This window comes from Streptomyces sp. P17 (assembly GCF_032436805.1).
GTDB lineage: Bacteria > Actinomycetota > Actinomycetes > Streptomycetales > Streptomycetaceae > Streptomyces.
Genome location: NZ_JAVRBF010000051.1, coordinates 1 through 17636, shown reverse-complemented (window position 1 = coordinate 17636; position 17636 = coordinate 1). Strand labels below are relative to the sequence as shown.

The window sequence follows — 17636 nt, the reverse complement described above, 5'->3', positions numbered from 1 at the left end:
CGATGGGGGTCATGGGGACGTCTGATTCCACACCACTCATACGCGCCTGCTGGCTCTCATGGCTCGCGGTCGCGACCGTCGATCGAGCGGAGTTGGTGAAGACCCTTGGCTTGATGGATGCACGGGAGACCACCTGGGCCGATGGCGTGGAACTCATCGACGAGGTGGCACATGAGGAGGAGGAGCCGTTCTCCAAAGTCGTCGTTACCCCGCCCCTGCAGGGGTGGACCCTGGTCGTCGGACCGTACTTCGGCCTGTCCTATCCTCAGCAGACAGTGCACGTCACTGACCTGTGCCGAAGGTTGAGCGCGCACTTCGGCAAAGCCCAACTCTTCTTCCACAGCGAGCAGAACGACGGGGAGGCGTGGCTGATTGCCGAACGCGGACGGATCCTCAGGCGTTGGATCAGTGAGTACCCGGAGCTCGCCCTGGGCGAGCCGTTCGGAGTCGAGCGACGACTCCTCGACGCCTACGGCATCAGGGGCAAGCCCGAGGATCTCGCCCCTGACAGCGACCTGGCCGGCGACTGGGCGGCGACGTGGGGGGATTGCTGGGCGACGACGATCGCAGACGAAAACAGCGTCGACCCCACGAAAGCCGCCGCCGATACGGGCTCGATCAGCGGCATGCTGGTGGCAGCTGCTCCACCTTTCGAGTAAGCGCACCGCTGGCCCAGGGAACGACCACCGTCTCGCACACGGCTCCGGAGGCCGCTTCGGACTTTGGCAACGCGGCAGGTCACGGCCCTGCAGGCGGCAGTTGTGGGTGGACGAGTCCGCGGATAGTCCATGGCTGGTTGAGCACCGCTTCAGGAGTTCGATCCGCGCCTGCTCCCACTGCTGCAGTCGACTGATGCCACGGCCGGACGGGGGCGCTGGTGTAGGTCCCAGTCCGGCGTCGTTGATGTCAGCCGTGGATGTCGGGCCCGGAGGAGGGGCGGGGCAGAGGACACGTCGAGCAAAGCAAGAGTGAGATAGGCGCGCCACAAGTGCACCAGATCGAGCGGGGACAGACGGTTGCCTTGAAGTTCTCCTTAACTACTGACAACCTAAGGACCTACAAGCGGAAGCGTGTAGCGACCGCACTGACTCATGGGAACGCATGCCTACTTTCAGCCTTCACTTTGGACCCGAAATCATCGCCCACCTGACCAAGGCAGGACCCGACGATACGGTTCATCTCACCCTCACCCTTGGGAGGGATGACGAGTCGGCGGAAGCAGCCCCTGTCCTGCCCAAGGGGCCACTGGCGAAGATCATGAAAGCCGGTCTGCTGGAGGCCGGGACGGTCCTGACATTTCACCAGCCGCGTGCCGACCGTAAGGGGCGCGCCGTGGTCACTGCCGATGGACAACTGATCGTCGATGGTCACTCATCGCCATTCCCGTCGCCGTCCAAGGCGGCAGGTGCCGTCACCGGCAACTTCATCAACGGTTGGACTTTGTGGCACCTGCCTGACGGTCGGACGCTGGACGAGCTGAGGAGTGCGCTGGAGGAGCACGGCAAGGGGTAGCTGCTGAGGTGAGGCACTGAGTACCTGCCAAGCGGGACACCCGCTACCTCCCCGCCTGGACGGTGCGTTGGGGATCTTTTTCTGGCAAGCTCTCTCCATGGCCAGGACCGCTACGTCTCCAAGCAAGCCCAATCAGCTCTACTATGGCGACAACTTGGGCATCATGCGCGAACACCTCGCAGATGCAAGCGTCGACTTGGTCTACCTCGACCCGCCGTTCAACTCCAACAGGTCTTACAACGTCCTGTTTAAGGAGAGAAACGGCGACGACTCACCCGCCCAGATCGAAGCCTTCGGTGACACCTGGGTGTGGAGCTATGAGACGGAGAACCTCTTCCAGGAGCTACTGGAGAGTGACGTATCGACGGCCGTAAAGGATGCCCTAGAGGCTATTCGGAAGCTTGTCGGAGAGAACGATGTCCTGGCATACCTGACGATGATGGTGGCTCGATTGATCGAGCTGCACAGGGTGTTGAAGGACACAGGGTCTCTCTTCCTGCACTGTGATCCGACGGCCAGCCATTATCTCAAGATTTTACTTGACGCCATCTTTGGGCCGACCAACTTCCGGAATGAGATCATTTGGCGGCGCACTCAGGCCAAGTCTCTTATGTCCCGACGCCTCCCCTCGAATCATGACGTGATCCTGGCCTACGGAAAGACCGAAGATGCTCTCTGGAATGATGACCAGCTATTCCAGCCATACAAGGAAGACGAGCTAGACGAGAAAACGCTGGCCAAGTACTCGCAAATCGATTCCGGCGGCCGCCGTTACCAACTAACGAGTCTCATCAATCCTAGCCCAGATCGTCCGAACCTTACCTATGAGTTCTTGGGTGTTACCAGGGTGTGGCGCTGGACAAAGGAGCGTATGCAGGCGGCATACGATGCAGGCCTGGTAGTACAAACAGCTCCTGGACGCGTGCCGCGCTTGAAACGCTATCTAGATGAGCAGCGAGGTAAGCCCCTAGGTGATGTTTGGACTGAGATCTCACCGCTTAACTCACGCGCAGCGGAAAGACTTGGTTATCCGACTCAAAAGCCGGTGGAGTTGCTGCGGCGTATCATTGAGTTCTCCTCTTCCCCTGGAGATGTCATTCTTGATCCGTTCGCTGGATGTGGAACCACCATTGATGCCGCCCAAAGCCTTGGTCGGCGGTGGATCGGGATAGACATCACTACTTTGGCTATCGACTTGATCGACGCGCGCCTACGTCATACTTACGGCGAAGCAATAACTGAGGGATATGACATCCTCGGTATCCCCTTCGACGTCGATGGCGCTCAAAAGCTTTTCCAGCAATCACCATTCGAGTTCGAACGTTGGTGTGTAATGCTTGTCGATGGCCAGCCGAATGAGAAGCAGGTTGGCGACAAGGGAATCGACGGCGTCATTCGTATTCCTGTAGACAGGCGTGGCACCAGCGAGCGTGTTCTAGTGTCAGTCAAAGGTGGGGCTACCGGGCCTAGCCATGTGCGGGATCTGATTGGAACGGTAGAGTCAAACAAGGCCGCCATGGGAGTATTCATTACTTTGAGGAACCCCACTCCTGCCATGCGGGAAGCGGCCAACCATTCAGGAACATACACCTATCCGGTTAATGGGCAGAAGTATCCGAAGGTTCAGATCATTAGCGTAGCTGAACTCCTCTCTGGTGTACGCCCGAATGTTCCCACGAGTCTCCTGCCTTACTATCAGGCGCGACGTCGCCCTAAGGTGGAAGCGGAGCAGATGACCCTCGGCTAGTCACGCTGCGCGCAGCGGTTACCAACATAAACCTGGGTGGGAGCGTGGGGATTAGTTTTGACCGAGCGAAGTTTGAGAAGCTTGCTGGTCCTTTTGCTGAGTGGCCGAGGATCCTCTGCCCGCAGTGCGGAGAAATCACGCTGGAGCCAAGGATCGAAAAGTTCGAAAGCTTCGCCAGTCTTGAACTGCGCGAGACGGCGGAATCCCTTGACTCGGACGTGGAGGAATCCGATCCCTTCGGCTTCTTTTATGGTGAGTTAAAGTGTCCCCGCCTCCCTTGCGGAAACAGGCATATCGTTGTAGGTGAGTGGAGCCTAGAGTGGGGTCCTGCAAGCGTCAAGGGATCCGAAGATGACCCCTACCTTGTGGGTTACTCGGTTAGGCATATACTTCCTGAGCTTCCACTGATAGAGCTACCGCAAGGAACACCTGAGGATCTGCAGGACATAATTGCGTCAGCGTCACGAGTCCTGTTGTCGGATCCGAATGCTGCTGCTAATAGGATTCGTTCGGCAATCGAGTGCTTGTTGAACCATAAGCGAGTGAAAAAGTTTGGAATAGATAGGAGAGGGAAGAGGTTTCGACTTTCAACGCATGCGCGTATCGAACTCTTCAATCAAGTGAATGAGCCAGCGGGGGTTCAGCTCATGGCCATGAAGTGGATCGGAAATGCCGGAAGTCATGAAAGTGAAATCATCCCGCTGGATCATGCTTTGAACGGGATTGAGCATTTCGCTCGCGCTTTGGAACTGGTGTATGACCCCCGTGAGCGTGAACTGCAGAGACGAGCCGCTCAGATTATCAAGACGAAGGGTAAGGCGCCCAAGAACCCAGGTGGTAGATGAGAGGGCTCGTTGAGGGACTGTCACATGCGTTGTCCTTCTCCGAATGTTCCACCCGCTGAATTGCGTGCTTGCGTCAAGACACCTCAGCCCATCACTCGCCCCGGCTCCCATCCCGTCTGCCGTCGACCCACACACCGTGGAGCGGGCGTGGTCCCTGGCGTCCAGGTGGAGCGCGCCGCTGTACGAACGACCTGGACGCCAGGGACCACGTCTGCTCGGCTCTGCCTGGGTCGATGGCAGGCGGGATGGGAGTTCCCCGCACCCGCCACTACTCCGGCCGGCACTCGCAGACGACGCCCCCTCCATCTCGGAGCCTGAGCGCCCCCGCCGGAGGCGCCTGTTTTCCCAAATCTAAGCGGCCTGATTGCCGTGCGCGCGGCACGGACACCGGCCGGGCTGGAGCGGGGCGGAGACAGGAGCGCAGGCCCGGCCGGGGGCCGGGCCGCGCGCGGGGAGCGGAGCGAGCCGCCTTGAACCCGTGAAGAAGGTTGTTACTCAGGTGGTGGCTGGGATGTGCCACAGGGGGGCCGCGTACTGCTCCGGTCGGCTGTCGATGAGCAGCCGGCGTAGGGCATCGCGCTGGGTGCCGTCGAGGTTCAGGGCCTCGGTGAGGTGGCGGAACGTCGTGTGGGTGACTCCGCGGCTTCGGGCCTCTGCCTCGAACCGAGCGAGTGCGGGTAGCAGCGACTCGGCGTCGAGCCTCGTTGGCGGCTGCTCCTTGAGCCACAGGGCCTTGTTGCGTTCGTAGTCGATTTCCGAGAAGCCGCAGATTTCTCGGCTCAGTGCTTCCGCCTCGTCCAGGGTGGCCGTCGCCATGATCGCGCGGGCCAACTCGTTGCGGCTCAGTGCCTCGTCCAGGTCGACCGCGTGGACTGTCGGGCTCTCGTCGGTGAGGGGGATGGGAAGTCCCGCGTCCCGTACTTCGCATGTGCCGCGTACGCCTCGGGCTGTCGCCGCGAGCATTCCGGTTGCCTCGGAGGGGTGCCACTCCAGGACCGAGCTGATCGGCTCGGCGTCTTTCGCGGTGAAGGTGTGGACGAGTGGGCCGAGTGTGCCGCGTAGGTCGGCGAGCGGAAGTTCGCCGTCGAGGCCGGGGCCTGCGATCAACAGCCTGATAGGAGCGTTCACTTGGCCGCACGCTGCCAGTGTGAGGGCGTCGGCGAGCGGGCTCTTCAGGGTGGGCTCGTCTCCGCGTGCAAGCGCATCCCCGCCTACGTCGAGGAGATCGATCGACTCGGGCTCCAAGTGGCTGATGAGCTGTTCGAGTTGGCGTGTGACTCCCTCGGCGCCCTGCCTGGGATCGATCAGCGCGAATGCGTGCGGGAGCTCTGCGGCGAGTCGGGGGAGTGTGGAACCTGCCGGGGCAATCGGGCGCGCCTCCGCTGGCACCTGCCACACGGTCGGGGTGATCGGTTCGAGGCCGGTGAAGTCGTCCGGTCCTCGGGGGCCCGGTACCGGGTCGATCAGCAAGCGGTCCCACGCGTAGGTGAGGATCACCGCCTGGTCGTCGCCGTCGCCGTACAGGGCGGCGTCAAGCATTGCGGCGGCGACTGCGTCGCCCCCTCCTCCTGCTGCGACGATCAACCGCGTCATGGGCTCAAGGGTACGGGTTCCGGCGTTGACCACTCACCCTATAGTGGCTAGAGGCCATAGCCACTTGGCCGCTTGCGTTGCATTGAACGAGGAGGGCTCATGCCGCAGATCGAGGAGGCTCAGCCGAAGTATCTCCAGATCGCGCACTTCATCCGCGATCAGATTCTTCGGGGTGACCTGCGGCCGGGGGACGAGGTTCCGTCGGAACGGCAACTGGCGGCGAACTGGAAGGTGTCCAGGCCGACGGCCGCGCGGTCGCTGGAGGCGCTGAGTCATCAGGGGCTCGTCGAGAAACGGCAGGGGTCCGGCACGTACGTGCGAAGCCTCGAAGTGAACCGGCGGGCCCGTGAGTTGTACGGTCGGGCACGGCAGACGGGCAAGATCTACACGCCCGGTGAGTACGCCGTCATCACGTCGGCCGGCTGGCTGGACGCGCCCGATCACGTCGCCGAGGCGCTGGGCCTGGTCAAGGACCGTCGAGCCGTTCACCGCAGGCGGGTGACCAACAACCAGGACGGGCCCATCACGCTGTCCACTTCATGGTTCGCGCCGGACGTCGGGCAGCGGGCGCCCAAGCTCCTGGAGCCGGAGCGGATTCAAGAGGGCACCTTGATGTACGTCGAGAACATGACGGGACGGCAGGGGAGTTACGCCGAAGATCGCATGTGCGCTCGGCAGGCGACCGACGAGGAGGAGGCGGACCTTCAACTTGTGCCCGGATCTGCTGTCTTGATCGTGCATCACGTCGTGTTCGACCTGCAGGATCGGCCGTTGGAGTTCGCCGAAGCCACCTACCCGCCGCACCGCTGGGCGTTCGAGCAGGGGTATCCCCTCACCTGATGGTCCGTCATTTCGACGAGCCGCTTGCGCAGGGCAAGTGGCCAATGCCACTATCCACTAAGTGGCTAAGGCCACTTCATTGGAAGGGGGCACGGTGTGACGAGTCGGCGGCCGGATCAGGGCACGCGCTTACCTTGCCGGGGTTGCCGGGGGCGCGGCTGGAAGCGTGTCGGTTCGCGTACGACCCTGGCGCTTGCCACTGTCGCCGACCGTACCCGTGCCACGTCGAAGCGGCGCTGCCTCGACTGCGACGGCAGCGGCAGCGGCAAGGAGTGAGCTCCGGATGGCCTACACGATCGACCGCTACCCCGACCAGGACTCACCGCGACTCGGAGCGATGAACCTGCATCCTGCTGCCGAGTCCGTATCCCGGGCCCGGCGCTGGTTCCGGAAGTTCATCGCCCCGTACAACCCGGCCTGCTCGGTCGACGACTGTGCGCTGATGATCTCGGAACTGGTCACCAATGCCATCCGCTACGGGCGTGCGGATGACCCCTGGACGGTCCGAGTGGAGTGGTTCCGCGAAGGGACCTCGCTCCGGGTGGAGGTGCACAACCCGGGCTTCCCGGCGAACGTGCGCCTGCGACACCCCGACGCCGACGACGCGCACGGGCGCGGACTGCTCCTGGTCGACTCCATCGCCGAGTCGTGGCACTCCGGGCCCAGTCGCTTCGGAGGAACGGTGGTCTCCTTCGTGGTCGCCGATGCCTGGCCGTCATAGAGGGAATACGCTCCGCTGGTACTGCGTCGGCGGATTCGTCGCTAGTCTGGTTGACCGGTTGACTTGGCCAATCTCGACAGGCGGCGGCATTCATGGCGTATGAAGTGGAGGCACCGAAGTACGTGCGCCTCGCTCAGACCATTCAGAGTCGCATCGAGGACGGCACGTACGCGCCCGGTACCCGCGTGCCCAGCGAGAACCAACTGGTGCAAGCCTTCGGGATGTCCCGCCCGACCGTCGTCCGGGCGCTGGAGCTGCTGAAACGGGATGGCTGGCTGGAGTCCCGGCAGGGATACGGCACGATCGTGCGCGGTCGTCCTGCGGTCGTCGAGCAGAAGGACCGCCGGGGGAGTGAAGCTCTCGCGCGTGACGAGTCCCAGGCCCCGGGGCGGCTGGTGGAGGTCGGTCACGTCCCCGTTCCGGCGCGTGTTGCCTCCGTGCTCGGGCTGCCGAAGCGGGCCAAGGTCCTCATGCGTCGGTTCCTGGTCGAGGAGGATGGCGAACCGGTCGAGCTGGTCTCGTCGTACTTCCCCGCCGGCCTGATCGAGGGCACCGAGTTGGAGAGTTCCGCCCCCCTGGGGGGCAGCATCCGCGCGCACCTGGAGGCGCGGAAGAAGGTTCGCTTCGATCACGTGACGGAACGGGTTTCGGCTCGACTGCCCGAGCGGAGCGAAGCTGAACTGCTGGACCTACCGGACGGCGTTCCCGTCCTCAGTGTCCTCGTTGTTGCGTACGACGCCTCGGGTCAAGCGCTGGAAGTCTCTGACGTGCTTCTTCCTGCTGACCGGCAGGAGCTGGAAGACACCTACCGCCTGAACTGAGCCTGATTCGCGGCCAGTTCCACCAACTTCCAGCTTGACAAGTCAACCTGGCATCCGTAGCTTCGAACTTGCTAAGTCAACCTGTCAGGTGGCAGGTTGATCGACTCAGAAGGAGAAACCCCTGTGCGTGTGATTCGCATTGACGCCTCGAACGCCACGATCCTGCTCACCGAAGCGCCGTCGCCGAAGGTGCGCGACCGGCAGACCGGCGAGATCGCCAAGGACGCCGTGAGTGGTGAGGCACTGATGACCGTCGGCGTCGTCTACATCGACGAGGGCGAGTCGTCGCTGGTTCAGGTCACCATCCCTGAGAGCGGCGTTACGGACGGCTTGGCCGTCGGTGCTCCGGTCTCGCTGCCGGGGCTCGTCGCCCGGCCGTGGCAGAGCGTGTTCAACGGACGGGAGCGGCACGGCATCGCCTACCGCGCCACCGCCGTCATGCCCGGCGCCTTCCAGATGGCTCAGGCGGGCTGATCGCCGTGACGGACCTGGTGACGTTGGCCGAGCTGGGCGGACCGCTCGCCGTGATAGGCGGCGCGGCCTATGCCCGGCACGCCCACCCGGCGGCGTACTGGTCCACGGTCGGGCTGCCCCTCTCGGTGGCCCGGCTGCTGGCCTCGTACTCCTCGACCATGGACGCCTGCGGGCTGACCGTCGAGCCGTCCCGCTGGCGGGCCCTGGCCGTCCGGGCCACCACTCGGCGGGAGGTCCGGCCGGTGCCCCCGCGTCGCGGGGTGATCCGGCCCAACTCGACCGGCCTGCGGGTAAGGCTGCGGCTCGCCCCCGGGCAGGAACCGGCTGACGTGGCCGCCTCGGCCGAACGGCTGCGGCACGCCTGGGGCGTTCACGCCGTGTACGTGAGGGACGTCAAGCCCGGTGTCGTCGAACTCCGGCTCGTCGGCTACGACGTCTTGCGCAAGGTGCGGATGCCGCGCCGCGTCGACAGCGGGCTTCTGCGGGTTCCGGTGGCCCTGCGGGAGGACGCGACCGCGTTCGTACGCGACTACCGCGCCGTACCGCATGAACTCGTCCTCGGCGCCACGCTGTCCGGCAAGTCCATGTACCTCCGACACCTCATCGCGCGCCTCGCTGCACAACCTGTCGCTTTGGTCGGCGTCGACTGCAAGCGTGGTGTCGAACTGGCGCCCTTCGCTTCGAGGCTCTCCGCGCTGGCGACGGACCAGGAGGAAGCGGCCGAGCTGCTACCAGCCCTGGTCAAGGAAATGGAGGATCGATACGACCTGATCAAAGCCCGACAGGGCATCGCGCCCGGCACCCCGGACGAGGAGATCACCTCTGACGTCTGGGGACTGCCCGAGAGCGAACGCCCCGATCCCATCGTCCTCTTCGTCGACGAGGTGGCCGAACTCTTCCTCGTCGCCACCCGCAAGGACGAGGAACGGCGCGACGAGATGGTCACCCACCTCATCCGCCTCGCCCAACTCGGCCGCGCGGCCGGCATCTACCTGGAAGTCTGCGGGCAGCGCTTCGGCGCCGAACTGGGCAAGGGCGCGACCATGCTCCGGGCCCAGTTGACCGGCCGCGTCTGCCACCGCGTCAACGACGAAGCCTCCGCCAAGATGGCCTTGGGTGACATCGCGCCCGAAGCGGTCTACGCGGCCTGCTCCATCGCTCCCGAGCTGCCTGGTCTGGCCGTCGTCGGTGACACCTCCGGCGGCTGGTCCCGTATCCGCACTCCCTACCTCTCCCTCGGCGCCGCCGCCGAGATCTGCCGGGAGTCTGCGCACCTCGCCCCGGACGTACCGGCGCTCGCGCCCTTCCGGCCGTACACCCCGCCCGTGCCCGTAGACGCCTCCGTGCCGGTGACCGCTCCCCGCCCGGTCACCGAGTAACCACACCTGTTCCCTCGGTCGGTGCGGCCGTCCCGCGCCACGTCCCTACCCCCGCCATGCCTGAAAAGAGAGAGGAACGCTCGTGACCGCCTCCATGGCCTTCTACGCCGACGGCAACACCACCATCCGCCTCAGCCAGTACGGCACGGACCGCTCTCCGATCCTCACCCTCGACGGTGCGGACCACTCGCTGAGCGTGTCGGTCTTCGACCGGGTACCCATCGCCGAACACCTCGCCTTCGCCCGTGAGTTGTCCGCCGCCTGTGCCGACTACGTCACGGCTCTGGAGACCTACGCCGCCGCCCTGCCCGACAGCACGAAGGAAAGGGACGAGGAGGCGTGATGCGGCTGCCCGTCCGCCTGGACGCCGTACTCGTCCAAGCCCTGATCGCCGCCGCACTGTCCTTCGCCCACCTTCACGACCTGGCCTCCGCCGCCGGACAGGACGGCTGGAAGGCGTGGGCCTACCCGGTCTCCGTCGACCTGCTGTTGGTGGCGGCCTGGCGGCGGCTGCGCTCCGGCGGGTCGAAGACGTCCGGGTGGTGTTGGTTCCTCGTCGCGCTCACTGCGTCGCTCGGCGCCAACGTCGCCACGGCCGGACTGCTCGACCTGGACGCCGTACCGGCCTGGCTGCGCATCCTCGTCGCCGGATGGCCTGCCGTCGCCTTCCTCGGCGGAACGCTGCTCGCTCACGGATCGCCGGAAGAACCCGAAGCGGCGGGGACCTCGGCCCCTGAACTGCCCGCCGTGGAAACCGAACCGGCTCCGTCGTCCACAACTCCGGTCCCGCCCGCCCTCGTCGCCCACGCACGCAAGGTCGCCGACGAACACCGGACCCGGACCGGAACACCCATCGACACCCCGACGCTTCGCGCCCGGCTCGGCGTCTCGCTGCCGCTCGCTGAAGCGATCGCCGCCCAACTCACCTGATGTCAGGAGTACTTCCGCTGATGCGTCCGTCTACGCTCCGCGCGCTCAACCGCGCCGCCGAGCTGACCCGTCAGAACCGCCTCACCGAAGCAATGCTCATCGCCGAACCCGTGATCCTCACCGCCGACGAGTACGAGGGCGAGGAGATCCGGCGGTGGCTGCTCGACCACGTAGCCGACTTCACCGGAGAGAACCACCCGGACTCCAAGGAGCTGCCCTGATGCCCGCCAACCCCCGCTTCCGCCGCGTCGTCCGCATCGGACCCGTCCAGGTCGGCACGTACTACGACAGCAGGGGCCGCGAGAAGCACACCGCCGCCTGCACCGCACCGCGCTGCGGCTTCTCCACCGACTACGACAGCCGCGCCGCCGCCGAACTGGCCGCCCGCACCCACCGCTGCCGCGTCGGCTGATCATCCGAGGAGATCCCGTGACCGTCTCGCTCCCGCTCGTCTTCGTCCTGGGTGTCATCGCCTGGGCCGCGATCAAGTTCCTCGGCATCCGTCTCTGGGTCGCCGTCGTGATCGCCCTGTTCGGCTTCTGGCTCTCGCACACCTTCCTCGCCCCCGCCATCGAATCCGGCACCCGCTCCGGGGTCGGCGTCGTCAACGGCACCGACAAGTGACAAGGAGGTACGCCGTGTTGTTCCGCCCGCAGCTCCCCGACACCCCGCACTCGCCCCCGGCCATCACCACGCAGCACCAGGTGCAGGCTCTGCTGCCGTCCGCCGGCCGCCCGCTCACCCCCTACGTGGGAGCGGTCGCCGCTGTGGTCGTCGTCGGCATCGTCCTCACCGCGCTCCTGGCGGCGGTCGCCGTCACGGCCGTGTCCGTGGCCATCGCCGCCGTGGTCCTGCGCTCCCTCGTCAGCAACGCCAACAGGCGCTGACCGGCCGCCGGGGCGGCAAACGCCGCCAAGCATCCCGCCGCCCCGGGGCCGTCCCTCCCGACCACCGAAACAGCCGAAAGGAACTCCCATCATCACCCGGCAGACTCCGCCCCCGCTGGCGGAACTCTCCATGCTGGCCTCGCTGGGCACCATGCCCGAGCTGGCCCGCCAACTCTCCGGCCTGGGCGGCTGCACCCACCCCGTCCGCCTCGACGGCCACCGCACGGAGTACGCCGTCAACACGGCGACCGGCGAGATCGGCAACATCCTGCGCCACCTGGACTCCGCCGCGCTCCCCGCCGGTCAGCTCCTCGTCCGCTGCAACAACCGACGTGCAACCCGCTGTGCCGCATGCGCCGAGACGTACCGCCGCGACACCTACCACCTGATCACCGCCGGACTGCGCGGCGGCAAAGGCACCCCGGAACGGGTCTCGACGCACCCCCGTGTCTTTGCCACCTTCACCGCCCCCGGCTTCGGCCCGGTCCACAACCGCCGCACCGACGGCCGCCCATGCCGCTGCGGCACCCACCACGACCAGGAGGACGCCGTACTCGGCACCCCGCTGAACTCCGACACCTACGACTACGAAGCGGCCGTTCTCTGGAACGCGCATGCCGGTGCCCTCTGGCGGCGCTTCTCGATCTACCTCCGCCGGGAAGTCGCCAAGCGCGCCGGTCTCACCCAACGAGCCTTCCGCGACCACGCCCGCGTGTCCTTCGCCAAGGTCGCCGAGTACCAGAAGCGCGGAGCCGTCCACTTCCACGCGGTCATCCGCCTCGACGGCCCGGAAGGCGGTGACGCCTCGCCCCCGGCCTGGGCCACGGCCGAGCTGCTGACCGACGCCATCCGCGCCGCCGCGACCGCCGCACGCATCGACGGCCCGCAGATCGACGGAAGAGCCCACACCTTCGCCTTCGGGCGTCAGCTCGACGTCCGCCCGATCCGTTCCGCCGACTTCGACGACGGCCAGAACCTGACCGAGCGGGCCGTAGCGGCATACATCGCCAAGTACGCCACCAAGGGCGCCGAGGCGGCCACGGGCACCCTGGACCGACCGATCAGGCTCCTCGCCGAGCTGGCCCACGCCCGGATCAGCGACCACGCCCGCCGCATGATCCGTACCGCCTGGACCCTCGGCGCGCGTAAGGAGCTGGAACACCTCCGCCTGCGGGCGTGGGCCCACATGCTCGGCTTCCGCGGCCACTTCTCCACCAAGTCCCGCCGCTACTCCACCACCCTCGGCGCCCTGCGCACCGCCCGCGCCGACTGGCGGCGGGCTCAGACGGCTCCGCCTGCAACGCAAGACGGTGACACCACGCTCGTCCTCGCCCACTGGGCGTTCGCCGGTACGGGCCTCAGCGCTGCCGAGACCTGGCTTGCCGCAACCCTCGAACCCGCCCCCGGAACGGAAGGGGAACCGACCGCATGACGACCGACCGCTACCTGTCCGTCGACCAGGTCGCCGAGTTGCTCGGCACGACCGCCCGCTTCCCCCGGCGACTGATCGAGGAACGGCGCATCCGGTACGTGAAGGTCGGCCGGCACATCCGCATCCCTAAGAGCGCGGTGGAGGAGTTCATCCGGACCCGCACGGTGGAGCCGCTGAGGCGCCCCCGCACCCGCCGCGGGAGGGCTGCCTGATGGCCAACAGCAAGGGCAGGCGTCGCCGCTTCGGCGCGATCAGAAAGCTTCCCTCCGGCCGCTATCAGGCGCGCTATCCGGGGCCTGACGGTGTCATGCGACCGGCGCCGGAAACCTTCGCGACGACAGCGGACGCCGACGACTGGCTTGCCGAGAAGCAGACCGAGATCCGACGCGGAGACTGGCGCGACCCTGAGGCGGGGTCGGTCAACTTCAAGGTCTACGCGGAGAAGTGGGTGGAAGAACGAGAGCTCTCTGTACTGAGCGAAGACCTGTACCACTACCTCCTGGACGACCACATCCTTCCCACCTTCGGCGAATCGGACCTCGACGAGATCACCGCGCCCCTGGTCCGTGAATGGCGTGCTGAACGCCTCCGTACGACCAAGGCGAAGACGACGACCGCCAAGGCGTACCGCCTCCTGAAAAGCATCATGGAGACGGCCGTGGACGACGACCTGATCAAGCGCAACCCGTGCCGGATCAAGGGCGCCGGAAAGGAAAAAGCGGCCGAACGCCGCATCGCCACCGTCGCCCAGGTCGACGCCTTCGCCGACCAACTCGGCCCCCGCTGGCGCCTCATGGTCTACCTCGGCGCGTACGGTCCTCTCCGCCCCGAGGAGCTGGCCGGACTCCGCCGCCGGGACGTCGACGTCAAGGCACTGAAGATCACGGTTCGGATCGCCGAACCGGAGCGCACGAACGGTCGCCGGGCTCCAGGCGAGACCAAGTCCGAGGCAGGGACCCGAACCGTCTTCCTCCCCGAGTTCCTCCGCCCGGAACTGCGCCTCCACATGGAGCTGTACGCGGGCAAGGGCCCCAACGGGCTCGTCTTCCTCGGCGAGAAGGGCGCGGCCTTCCGCCGCAGCAGCTTCGGTAGGAAGTGGCGCAAGGCCCGTACCGTCGTCGGCGTCCCCGAGGGCTTCCGCTTCTACGACCTTCGTCACACGGGACACACCCTGTCGACGCGCTCGGGTGCCACCCTTAAGGACACGATGGTCCGCGCCGGCCAGTCCTCCGAGAAGGCCGCGCTGATCTACCAGCACTCCGACGACGAACGACAGCAGGAAGTTGCTGCCGGACTCGACGCGACCGTACGCAAGGCACGCCAGGAAGCTGCGGCCGTGCCAGAAGACGACACCGTTGATCCAGACGATCAGCGTTCTGGCACGAATCTGGCACGCGGCGAGTGATCACAGCGGACAGCAAAAAGGCCCGGGTCTCTGACCTGGGCCTTAGTCGTGGAGCGGGTGACGAGAATCGAACTCGCGCTCTCAGCTTGGGAAGCTGATGTTCTACCATTAAACTACACCCGCGTAAGACGCCGACTGGAGTCGGTGTCCGAATGCTCGCCTACTGTACCTCATGGCAGACCCCCGGTGTTCAGGCCCGTGGGGTCTGACGGCGTTTCAGGGGTGGGATGCGGCTGCGGGGGCCCGGAGTTGGGGCGTACGGTGGAGGGGTGGGAGAGGGTCCGGGTGGGACCGGAGTGCCGCCTGGAGGGCCGTCCCTTTCATCCCGTAATGTGGCCCTTCGTCGCCCGGCGGGCAGCAGCCGGGCGCGGCTCTGGGGAAGGGACTCGAAGGACTTGATGGAGCGCACCGTCGTCCGATGTGCCGATGGGCACGTGTTCAGTACCGCTTCGTTCCCGATGCAGCAGGCCGAGCGGCTCGGTCCCGGACGGCTGGTCCGGTGTCCCCGCTGTGCCCGGCTTCGCAGCGTCGTGCCGGTGGCGTTGGAGAAGCGGTAACCGGCAGAGAGTGCAGGCGCGCGGTGCCGTCCGATGGTGGTCGGTCCGCGCGCCTTGCGTATCCTCGGGACGTGCTTCTCTCAGACAAGGACATCCGGGCCGAGATCGACGCCGGGCGGGTACGGATCGATCCCTACGACCAGACCATGGTGCAGCCGTCCAGCATCGACGTACGGCTGGACCGGTATTTCCGGGTGTTCGAGAATCACCGGTACCCCCACATCGACCCCTCCATCGAGCAGGCCGATCTGACGCGGCTCGTGGAGCCCGAGGGTGATGAGCCGTTCATTCTGCATCCCGGGGAGTTCGTGCTCGCCTCCACCTACGAGGTCATCTCCCTGCCCGACGATCTCGCCTCGCGGCTTGAGGGGAAGTCCTCCCTCGGACGGCTCGGTCTTGTCACCCACTCCACCGCCGGGTTCATCGACCCCGGCTTCTCCGGGCACGTCACCCTGGAGCTCAGCAACCTCGCCACGCTCCCCATCAAGCTCTGGCCCGGCATGAAGATCGGGCAGCTGTGCATGTTCCGACTCAGCTCGCCCGCCGAGTTCCCCTACGGCAGCGAGCGGTACGGATCCCGGTACCAGGGGCAGCGTGGACCGACCGCCTCCCGGTCCTTCCTCAACTTCCATCGGACCCAGGTGTGAGCATGAGTGACATACGGGAGAACCTCACCTACGAGGCGTTCGGCACCGCCGTCCGCGAGCTCGCGCAGACGATTGCCGACGACGGGTACCAGCCCGACATCGTCCTCTCCATCGCGCGGGGCGGGGTGTTCGTCGCCGGCGGGCTCGCCTATGCCCTCGACTGCAAGAACCTCCACCTGGTGAACGTCGAGTTCTACACCGGGGTCGGGACGACCCTGGACATGCCCGTCATGCTCGCTCCCGTCCCCAACGCGATCGACTTCTCCGACAAGAAGGTCCTGATCACCGACGACGTCGCCGACACCGGCAAGACGCTCAAGCTGGTGCACGACTTCTGCCTCGACCATGTCGCCGAGGTGCGCTCCGCCGTCATCTACGAGAAGTCCCACTCCCTCGTGAAGTGCGAGTACGTGTGGAAGCGGACCGACGAATGGATCAACTTCCCGTGGAGTGTGTTGCCTCCAGTACATAAGTCTGGGGAAGCGGCCAAGTCGAACACGGAAGCGTTCTGACCTGCGAGTACTCCGTAGATCAACAGGGAGAGCCCCTCGATAGGGGCATCGAGGGGCTCTCATGTTGTTCGGGGACGCTGACGACCTTCTGATCCGTAGCTCTACAGAGATCGGTCAGCGAGGGTCATACAGACGAGGTGAGCAGAACCGCCGACACCACCACAGCGCATCCGGCGAAACGGGCCGCCCATGGGCTCGAACAACTCTCTGAATCCAGGGTGTTGAGGGGATCGCTAGAACCCGCCAGTGCACCGCCGGGGGCCCTTTCGTACGTCCGTCCTAGAACGTGCCCAGCTTCACGATTGACAACAGCGCCACCAGCTGGATCGCCGACGCGCCCAGCGCCTTCGGCCACGGCAGGTCGTGGGAGCGGCTGACCATCATCGTCAGCAGGGCGCCGGCCGCGACCCAGGTCGCCCAGCCGAGGAGCTGGACCAAGGTCGCGTCGCCGCCGAGGAACATGGCCACGACCAGACGGGGCGCGTCCGTGAGGGACATGATCAGCATGGACAGGCCCACCGTGGGCTGCCAGGCGCCGTCACCGCCGAGCTGGCGGGCCAGGGTGTGAGTGACCACGCCCAGGATGAAGGAGGACAGGACCATGGCGATCGCAGTGGTCAGGACGATCGGGACCGCGTTGGAGAGCGTCGCGTTGATCGCGTCCTCGCGGGCGCCGTCGAAGCCGAACACCGCGAGCAGGCCGTAGAGGAACGTCACGATCAGGGCGGGGCCCCACATCGTGAAGTCCCGCATCTGGAGGAAGGTCCTGGCGGGGGAGAGGACGATGCCCCTCAGGAGGTCCTTCCAGTGCAGGCGGGGGCCGACGGGGGCGGCCGGGGCCGCACCCGCGTGGTAGGTCTGGCCCTGGCTGTAGGGGTCCTCGTGGATCGAGAACGCCTGGGTGTGGCCAGGGTTGTTCGCCGCGTACGGGTCCGGGGCCGGCGGATGGTGTGCGCCGTCGCCGAAGTACTCCGGCTCGCCATGACCGCCGTAACCGCCACCCTGCCCGGCGTAGCCGCCGTTCTGACCGCCGTAGCCGCCGTTGTACGGCTGCTGCGGCGGCGGGGGATAGCCGTTCGACGGCCCCTGCTGCCCGTAGGGAGGTTGTTGCGGGCGCGCTTGCGGGGTCCGGTTGTCCCGGCCGCCGCGTCCGATCCTGAATCCAGCCACGTCCTCGAACGTACCTGGTCCCGGAGAGTGACGTGCCGGGCCCGGCGGTCCGGGCCCGGCTTTGCGGCCGAGCTGTGACATCCCCTAAGAGCCCGTGAACAAACTGATCGTTGCGGGCGGGTGGGAATCCGTGAATTGACCTGAACAACCAGGACCTCTTGGTA

The 17636-nt window shown here is 66.0% G+C and carries 22 protein-coding genes and 1 tRNA gene; 20 read left to right on the top strand and 3 right to left on the bottom strand.

The annotated features are described in order from the left end of the window. Window positions 1-11 precede the first annotated feature (11 nt). From RMT89_RS28925 to RMT89_RS28910, 4 genes are all read left to right on the top strand, one after another. Window positions 12-659 carry a hypothetical protein gene (locus RMT89_RS28925; protein WP_315886717.1) on the top strand — a complete coding sequence of 216 codons (648 nt, stop codon included), beginning with the start codon at window positions 12-14 and terminating at the stop codon, window positions 657-659. A gap of 442 nt (window positions 660-1101) precedes the next feature. Continuing rightward, window positions 1102-1512, top strand: a complete 411-nt coding sequence (locus RMT89_RS28920) for a DUF4357 domain-containing protein (protein WP_315886716.1) — start codon at window positions 1102-1104, stop codon at window positions 1510-1512. Window positions 1513-1609: 97 nt separating this feature from the next. After that, entirely contained in the window at window positions 1610-3259 is a 1650-nt protein-coding gene (locus RMT89_RS28915; RefSeq protein WP_315886715.1) for a DNA methyltransferase, read from the top strand. A gap of 44 nt (window positions 3260-3303) precedes the next feature. Then, window positions 3304-4104, top strand: a complete 801-nt coding sequence (locus RMT89_RS28910; RefSeq protein WP_315886714.1) for a DUF4145 domain-containing protein — start codon at window positions 3304-3306, stop codon at window positions 4102-4104. Between the two features lie 495 nt (window positions 4105-4599). Here the strand turns inward: RMT89_RS28910 and RMT89_RS28905 are convergent, their stop codons facing one another. After that, the gene (locus RMT89_RS28905) at window positions 4600-5697 is read right to left on the bottom strand and encodes a DUF1152 domain-containing protein (RefSeq protein WP_315886713.1); all 1098 of its coding nucleotides are present in this window, start codon (window positions 5695-5697) and stop codon (window positions 4600-4602) included. A gap of 99 nt (window positions 5698-5796) precedes the next feature. Between RMT89_RS28905 and RMT89_RS28900 the strand changes: the two genes are divergently transcribed. From RMT89_RS28900 to RMT89_RS28835, 14 genes are all read left to right on the top strand, one after another. Further along, complete coding sequence (locus RMT89_RS28900; protein WP_315886712.1) at window positions 5797-6537, top strand: GntR family transcriptional regulator; 741 nt, start codon at window positions 5797-5799, stop codon at window positions 6535-6537. A 283-nt stretch (window positions 6538-6820) separates the two neighbouring features. Then, entirely contained in the window at window positions 6821-7258 is a 438-nt protein-coding gene (locus tag RMT89_RS28895; protein ID WP_315886711.1) for an ATP-binding protein, read from the top strand. A gap of 92 nt (window positions 7259-7350) precedes the next feature. Further along, window positions 7351-8079 carry a GntR family transcriptional regulator gene (locus tag RMT89_RS28890; protein ID WP_315886710.1) on the top strand — a complete coding sequence of 243 codons (729 nt, stop codon included), beginning with the start codon at window positions 7351-7353 and terminating at the stop codon, window positions 8077-8079. Between the two features lie 123 nt (window positions 8080-8202). Beyond that, window positions 8203-8553: a hypothetical protein gene (locus RMT89_RS28885; protein ID WP_315886709.1), complete on the top strand. Its 351-nt coding sequence runs from the start codon at window positions 8203-8205 to the stop codon at window positions 8551-8553. A gap of 5 nt (window positions 8554-8558) precedes the next feature. Next, a complete protein-coding gene (locus RMT89_RS28880; protein WP_315886708.1) occupies window positions 8559-9932 on the top strand; it encodes an FtsK/SpoIIIE domain-containing protein in 1374 nt (457 codons plus the stop codon). An 82-nt stretch (window positions 9933-10014) separates the two neighbouring features. Then, window positions 10015-10275, top strand: a complete 261-nt coding sequence (locus RMT89_RS28875; RefSeq protein ID WP_315886707.1) for a hypothetical protein — start codon at window positions 10015-10017, stop codon at window positions 10273-10275. Continuing rightward, the gene (locus RMT89_RS28870; protein WP_315886706.1) at window positions 10275-10862 is read left to right on the top strand and encodes a DUF2637 domain-containing protein; all 588 of its coding nucleotides are present in this window, start codon (window positions 10275-10277) and stop codon (window positions 10860-10862) included. The genes RMT89_RS28875 and RMT89_RS28870 overlap by 1 nt, the downstream gene beginning before the upstream one ends. A gap of 20 nt (window positions 10863-10882) precedes the next feature. Beyond that, a complete protein-coding gene (locus RMT89_RS28865; RefSeq protein ID WP_058081260.1) occupies window positions 10883-11083 on the top strand; it encodes a hypothetical protein in 201 nt (66 codons plus the stop codon). After that, complete coding sequence (locus RMT89_RS28860) at window positions 11083-11274, top strand: mobile element transfer protein (RefSeq protein WP_315886705.1); 192 nt, start codon at window positions 11083-11085, stop codon at window positions 11272-11274. Before RMT89_RS28865 ends, RMT89_RS28860 begins: the two co-directional genes overlap by 1 nt. Window positions 11275-11291: 17 nt before the next feature. Next, on the top strand, window positions 11292-11486 hold the full coding sequence (locus tag RMT89_RS28855; protein ID WP_315886704.1) for a hypothetical protein: 195 nt from the start codon (window positions 11292-11294) through the stop codon (window positions 11484-11486). 17 nt (window positions 11487-11503) lie between these two features. Beyond that, entirely contained in the window at window positions 11504-11749 is a 246-nt protein-coding gene (locus RMT89_RS28850; protein WP_315886749.1) for a SpdD protein, read from the top strand. Window positions 11750-11879: 130 nt separating this feature from the next. After that, window positions 11880-13181, top strand: coding sequence for a replication initiator (locus tag RMT89_RS28845; RefSeq protein WP_315886703.1), 1302 nt, complete (start codon window positions 11880-11882; stop codon window positions 13179-13181). Continuing rightward, window positions 13178-13393, top strand: coding sequence for an excisionase family DNA-binding protein (locus tag RMT89_RS28840; protein WP_315886702.1), 216 nt, complete (start codon window positions 13178-13180; stop codon window positions 13391-13393). The genes RMT89_RS28845 and RMT89_RS28840 overlap by 4 nt, the downstream gene beginning before the upstream one ends. Continuing rightward, window positions 13393-14586: a tyrosine-type recombinase/integrase gene (locus RMT89_RS28835; RefSeq protein WP_315886701.1), complete on the top strand. Its 1194-nt coding sequence runs from the start codon at window positions 13393-13395 to the stop codon at window positions 14584-14586. The genes RMT89_RS28840 and RMT89_RS28835 overlap by 1 nt, the downstream gene beginning before the upstream one ends. A 49-nt stretch (window positions 14587-14635) precedes the next feature. Here RMT89_RS28835 and RMT89_RS28830 read toward each other — a convergent pair. Continuing rightward, window positions 14636-14709: transfer RNA gene (locus RMT89_RS28830), tRNA-Gly, on the bottom strand. 505 nt (window positions 14710-15214) lie between these two features. Here RMT89_RS28830 and dcd point away from each other — a divergent pair. Further along, a complete protein-coding gene (gene dcd, locus RMT89_RS28825) occupies window positions 15215-15790 on the top strand; it encodes a dCTP deaminase (protein ID WP_250077761.1) in 576 nt (191 codons plus the stop codon). A 2-nt stretch (window positions 15791-15792) separates the two neighbouring features. After that, a complete protein-coding gene (locus RMT89_RS28820) occupies window positions 15793-16302 on the top strand; it encodes a phosphoribosyltransferase (RefSeq protein ID WP_315886700.1) in 510 nt (169 codons plus the stop codon). 279 nt (window positions 16303-16581) lie between these two features. Here the strand turns inward: RMT89_RS28820 and RMT89_RS28815 are convergent, their stop codons facing one another. Then, a complete protein-coding gene (locus RMT89_RS28815) occupies window positions 16582-17553 on the bottom strand; it encodes a Yip1 family protein (RefSeq protein WP_315886699.1) in 972 nt (323 codons plus the stop codon). Window positions 17554-17636 lie beyond the last annotated feature (83 nt).

What these genes read in the sequence shown, in the direction of transcription:
- RMT89_RS28890 (WP_315886710.1), top strand. Translation starts at nt 7,351, where the DNA reads ATGGCGTATGAAGTGGAGGCACCGAAGTACGTGCGCCTCGCTCAGACC.
- RMT89_RS28915 (WP_315886715.1), top strand. Translation starts at nt 1,610, where the DNA reads ATGGCCAGGACCGCTACGTCTCCAAGCAAGCCCAATCAGCTCTACTAT.
- RMT89_RS28835 (WP_315886701.1), top strand. Translation starts at nt 13,393, where the DNA reads ATGGCCAACAGCAAGGGCAGGCGTCGCCGCTTCGGCGCGATCAGAAAG.
- RMT89_RS28925 (WP_315886717.1), top strand. Translation starts at nt 12, where the DNA reads ATGGGGACGTCTGATTCCACACCACTCATACGCGCCTGCTGGCTCTCA.
- RMT89_RS28920 (WP_315886716.1), top strand. Translation starts at nt 1,102, where the DNA reads ATGCCTACTTTCAGCCTTCACTTTGGACCCGAAATCATCGCCCACCTG.
- RMT89_RS28905 (WP_315886713.1), bottom strand. Translation starts at nt 5,697, where the DNA reads ATGACGCGGTTGATCGTCGCAGCAGGAGGAGGGGGCGACGCAGTCGCC.
- RMT89_RS28840 (WP_315886702.1), top strand. Translation starts at nt 13,178, where the DNA reads ATGACGACCGACCGCTACCTGTCCGTCGACCAGGTCGCCGAGTTGCTC.
- RMT89_RS28895 (WP_315886711.1), top strand. Translation starts at nt 6,821, where the DNA reads ATGGCCTACACGATCGACCGCTACCCCGACCAGGACTCACCGCGACTC.
- RMT89_RS28845 (WP_315886703.1), top strand. Translation starts at nt 11,880, where the DNA reads ATGCTGGCCTCGCTGGGCACCATGCCCGAGCTGGCCCGCCAACTCTCC.
- RMT89_RS28870 (WP_315886706.1), top strand. Translation starts at nt 10,275, where the DNA reads ATGCGGCTGCCCGTCCGCCTGGACGCCGTACTCGTCCAAGCCCTGATC.
- RMT89_RS28815 (WP_315886699.1), bottom strand. Translation starts at nt 17,553, where the DNA reads ATGTCACAGCTCGGCCGCAAAGCCGGGCCCGGACCGCCGGGCCCGGCA.
- RMT89_RS28865 (WP_058081260.1), top strand. Translation starts at nt 10,883, where the DNA reads ATGCGTCCGTCTACGCTCCGCGCGCTCAACCGCGCCGCCGAGCTGACC.
- RMT89_RS28820 (WP_315886700.1), top strand. Translation starts at nt 15,793, where the DNA reads ATGAGTGACATACGGGAGAACCTCACCTACGAGGCGTTCGGCACCGCC.
- RMT89_RS28900 (WP_315886712.1), top strand. Translation starts at nt 5,797, where the DNA reads ATGCCGCAGATCGAGGAGGCTCAGCCGAAGTATCTCCAGATCGCGCAC.
- RMT89_RS28860 (WP_315886705.1), top strand. Translation starts at nt 11,083, where the DNA reads ATGCCCGCCAACCCCCGCTTCCGCCGCGTCGTCCGCATCGGACCCGTC.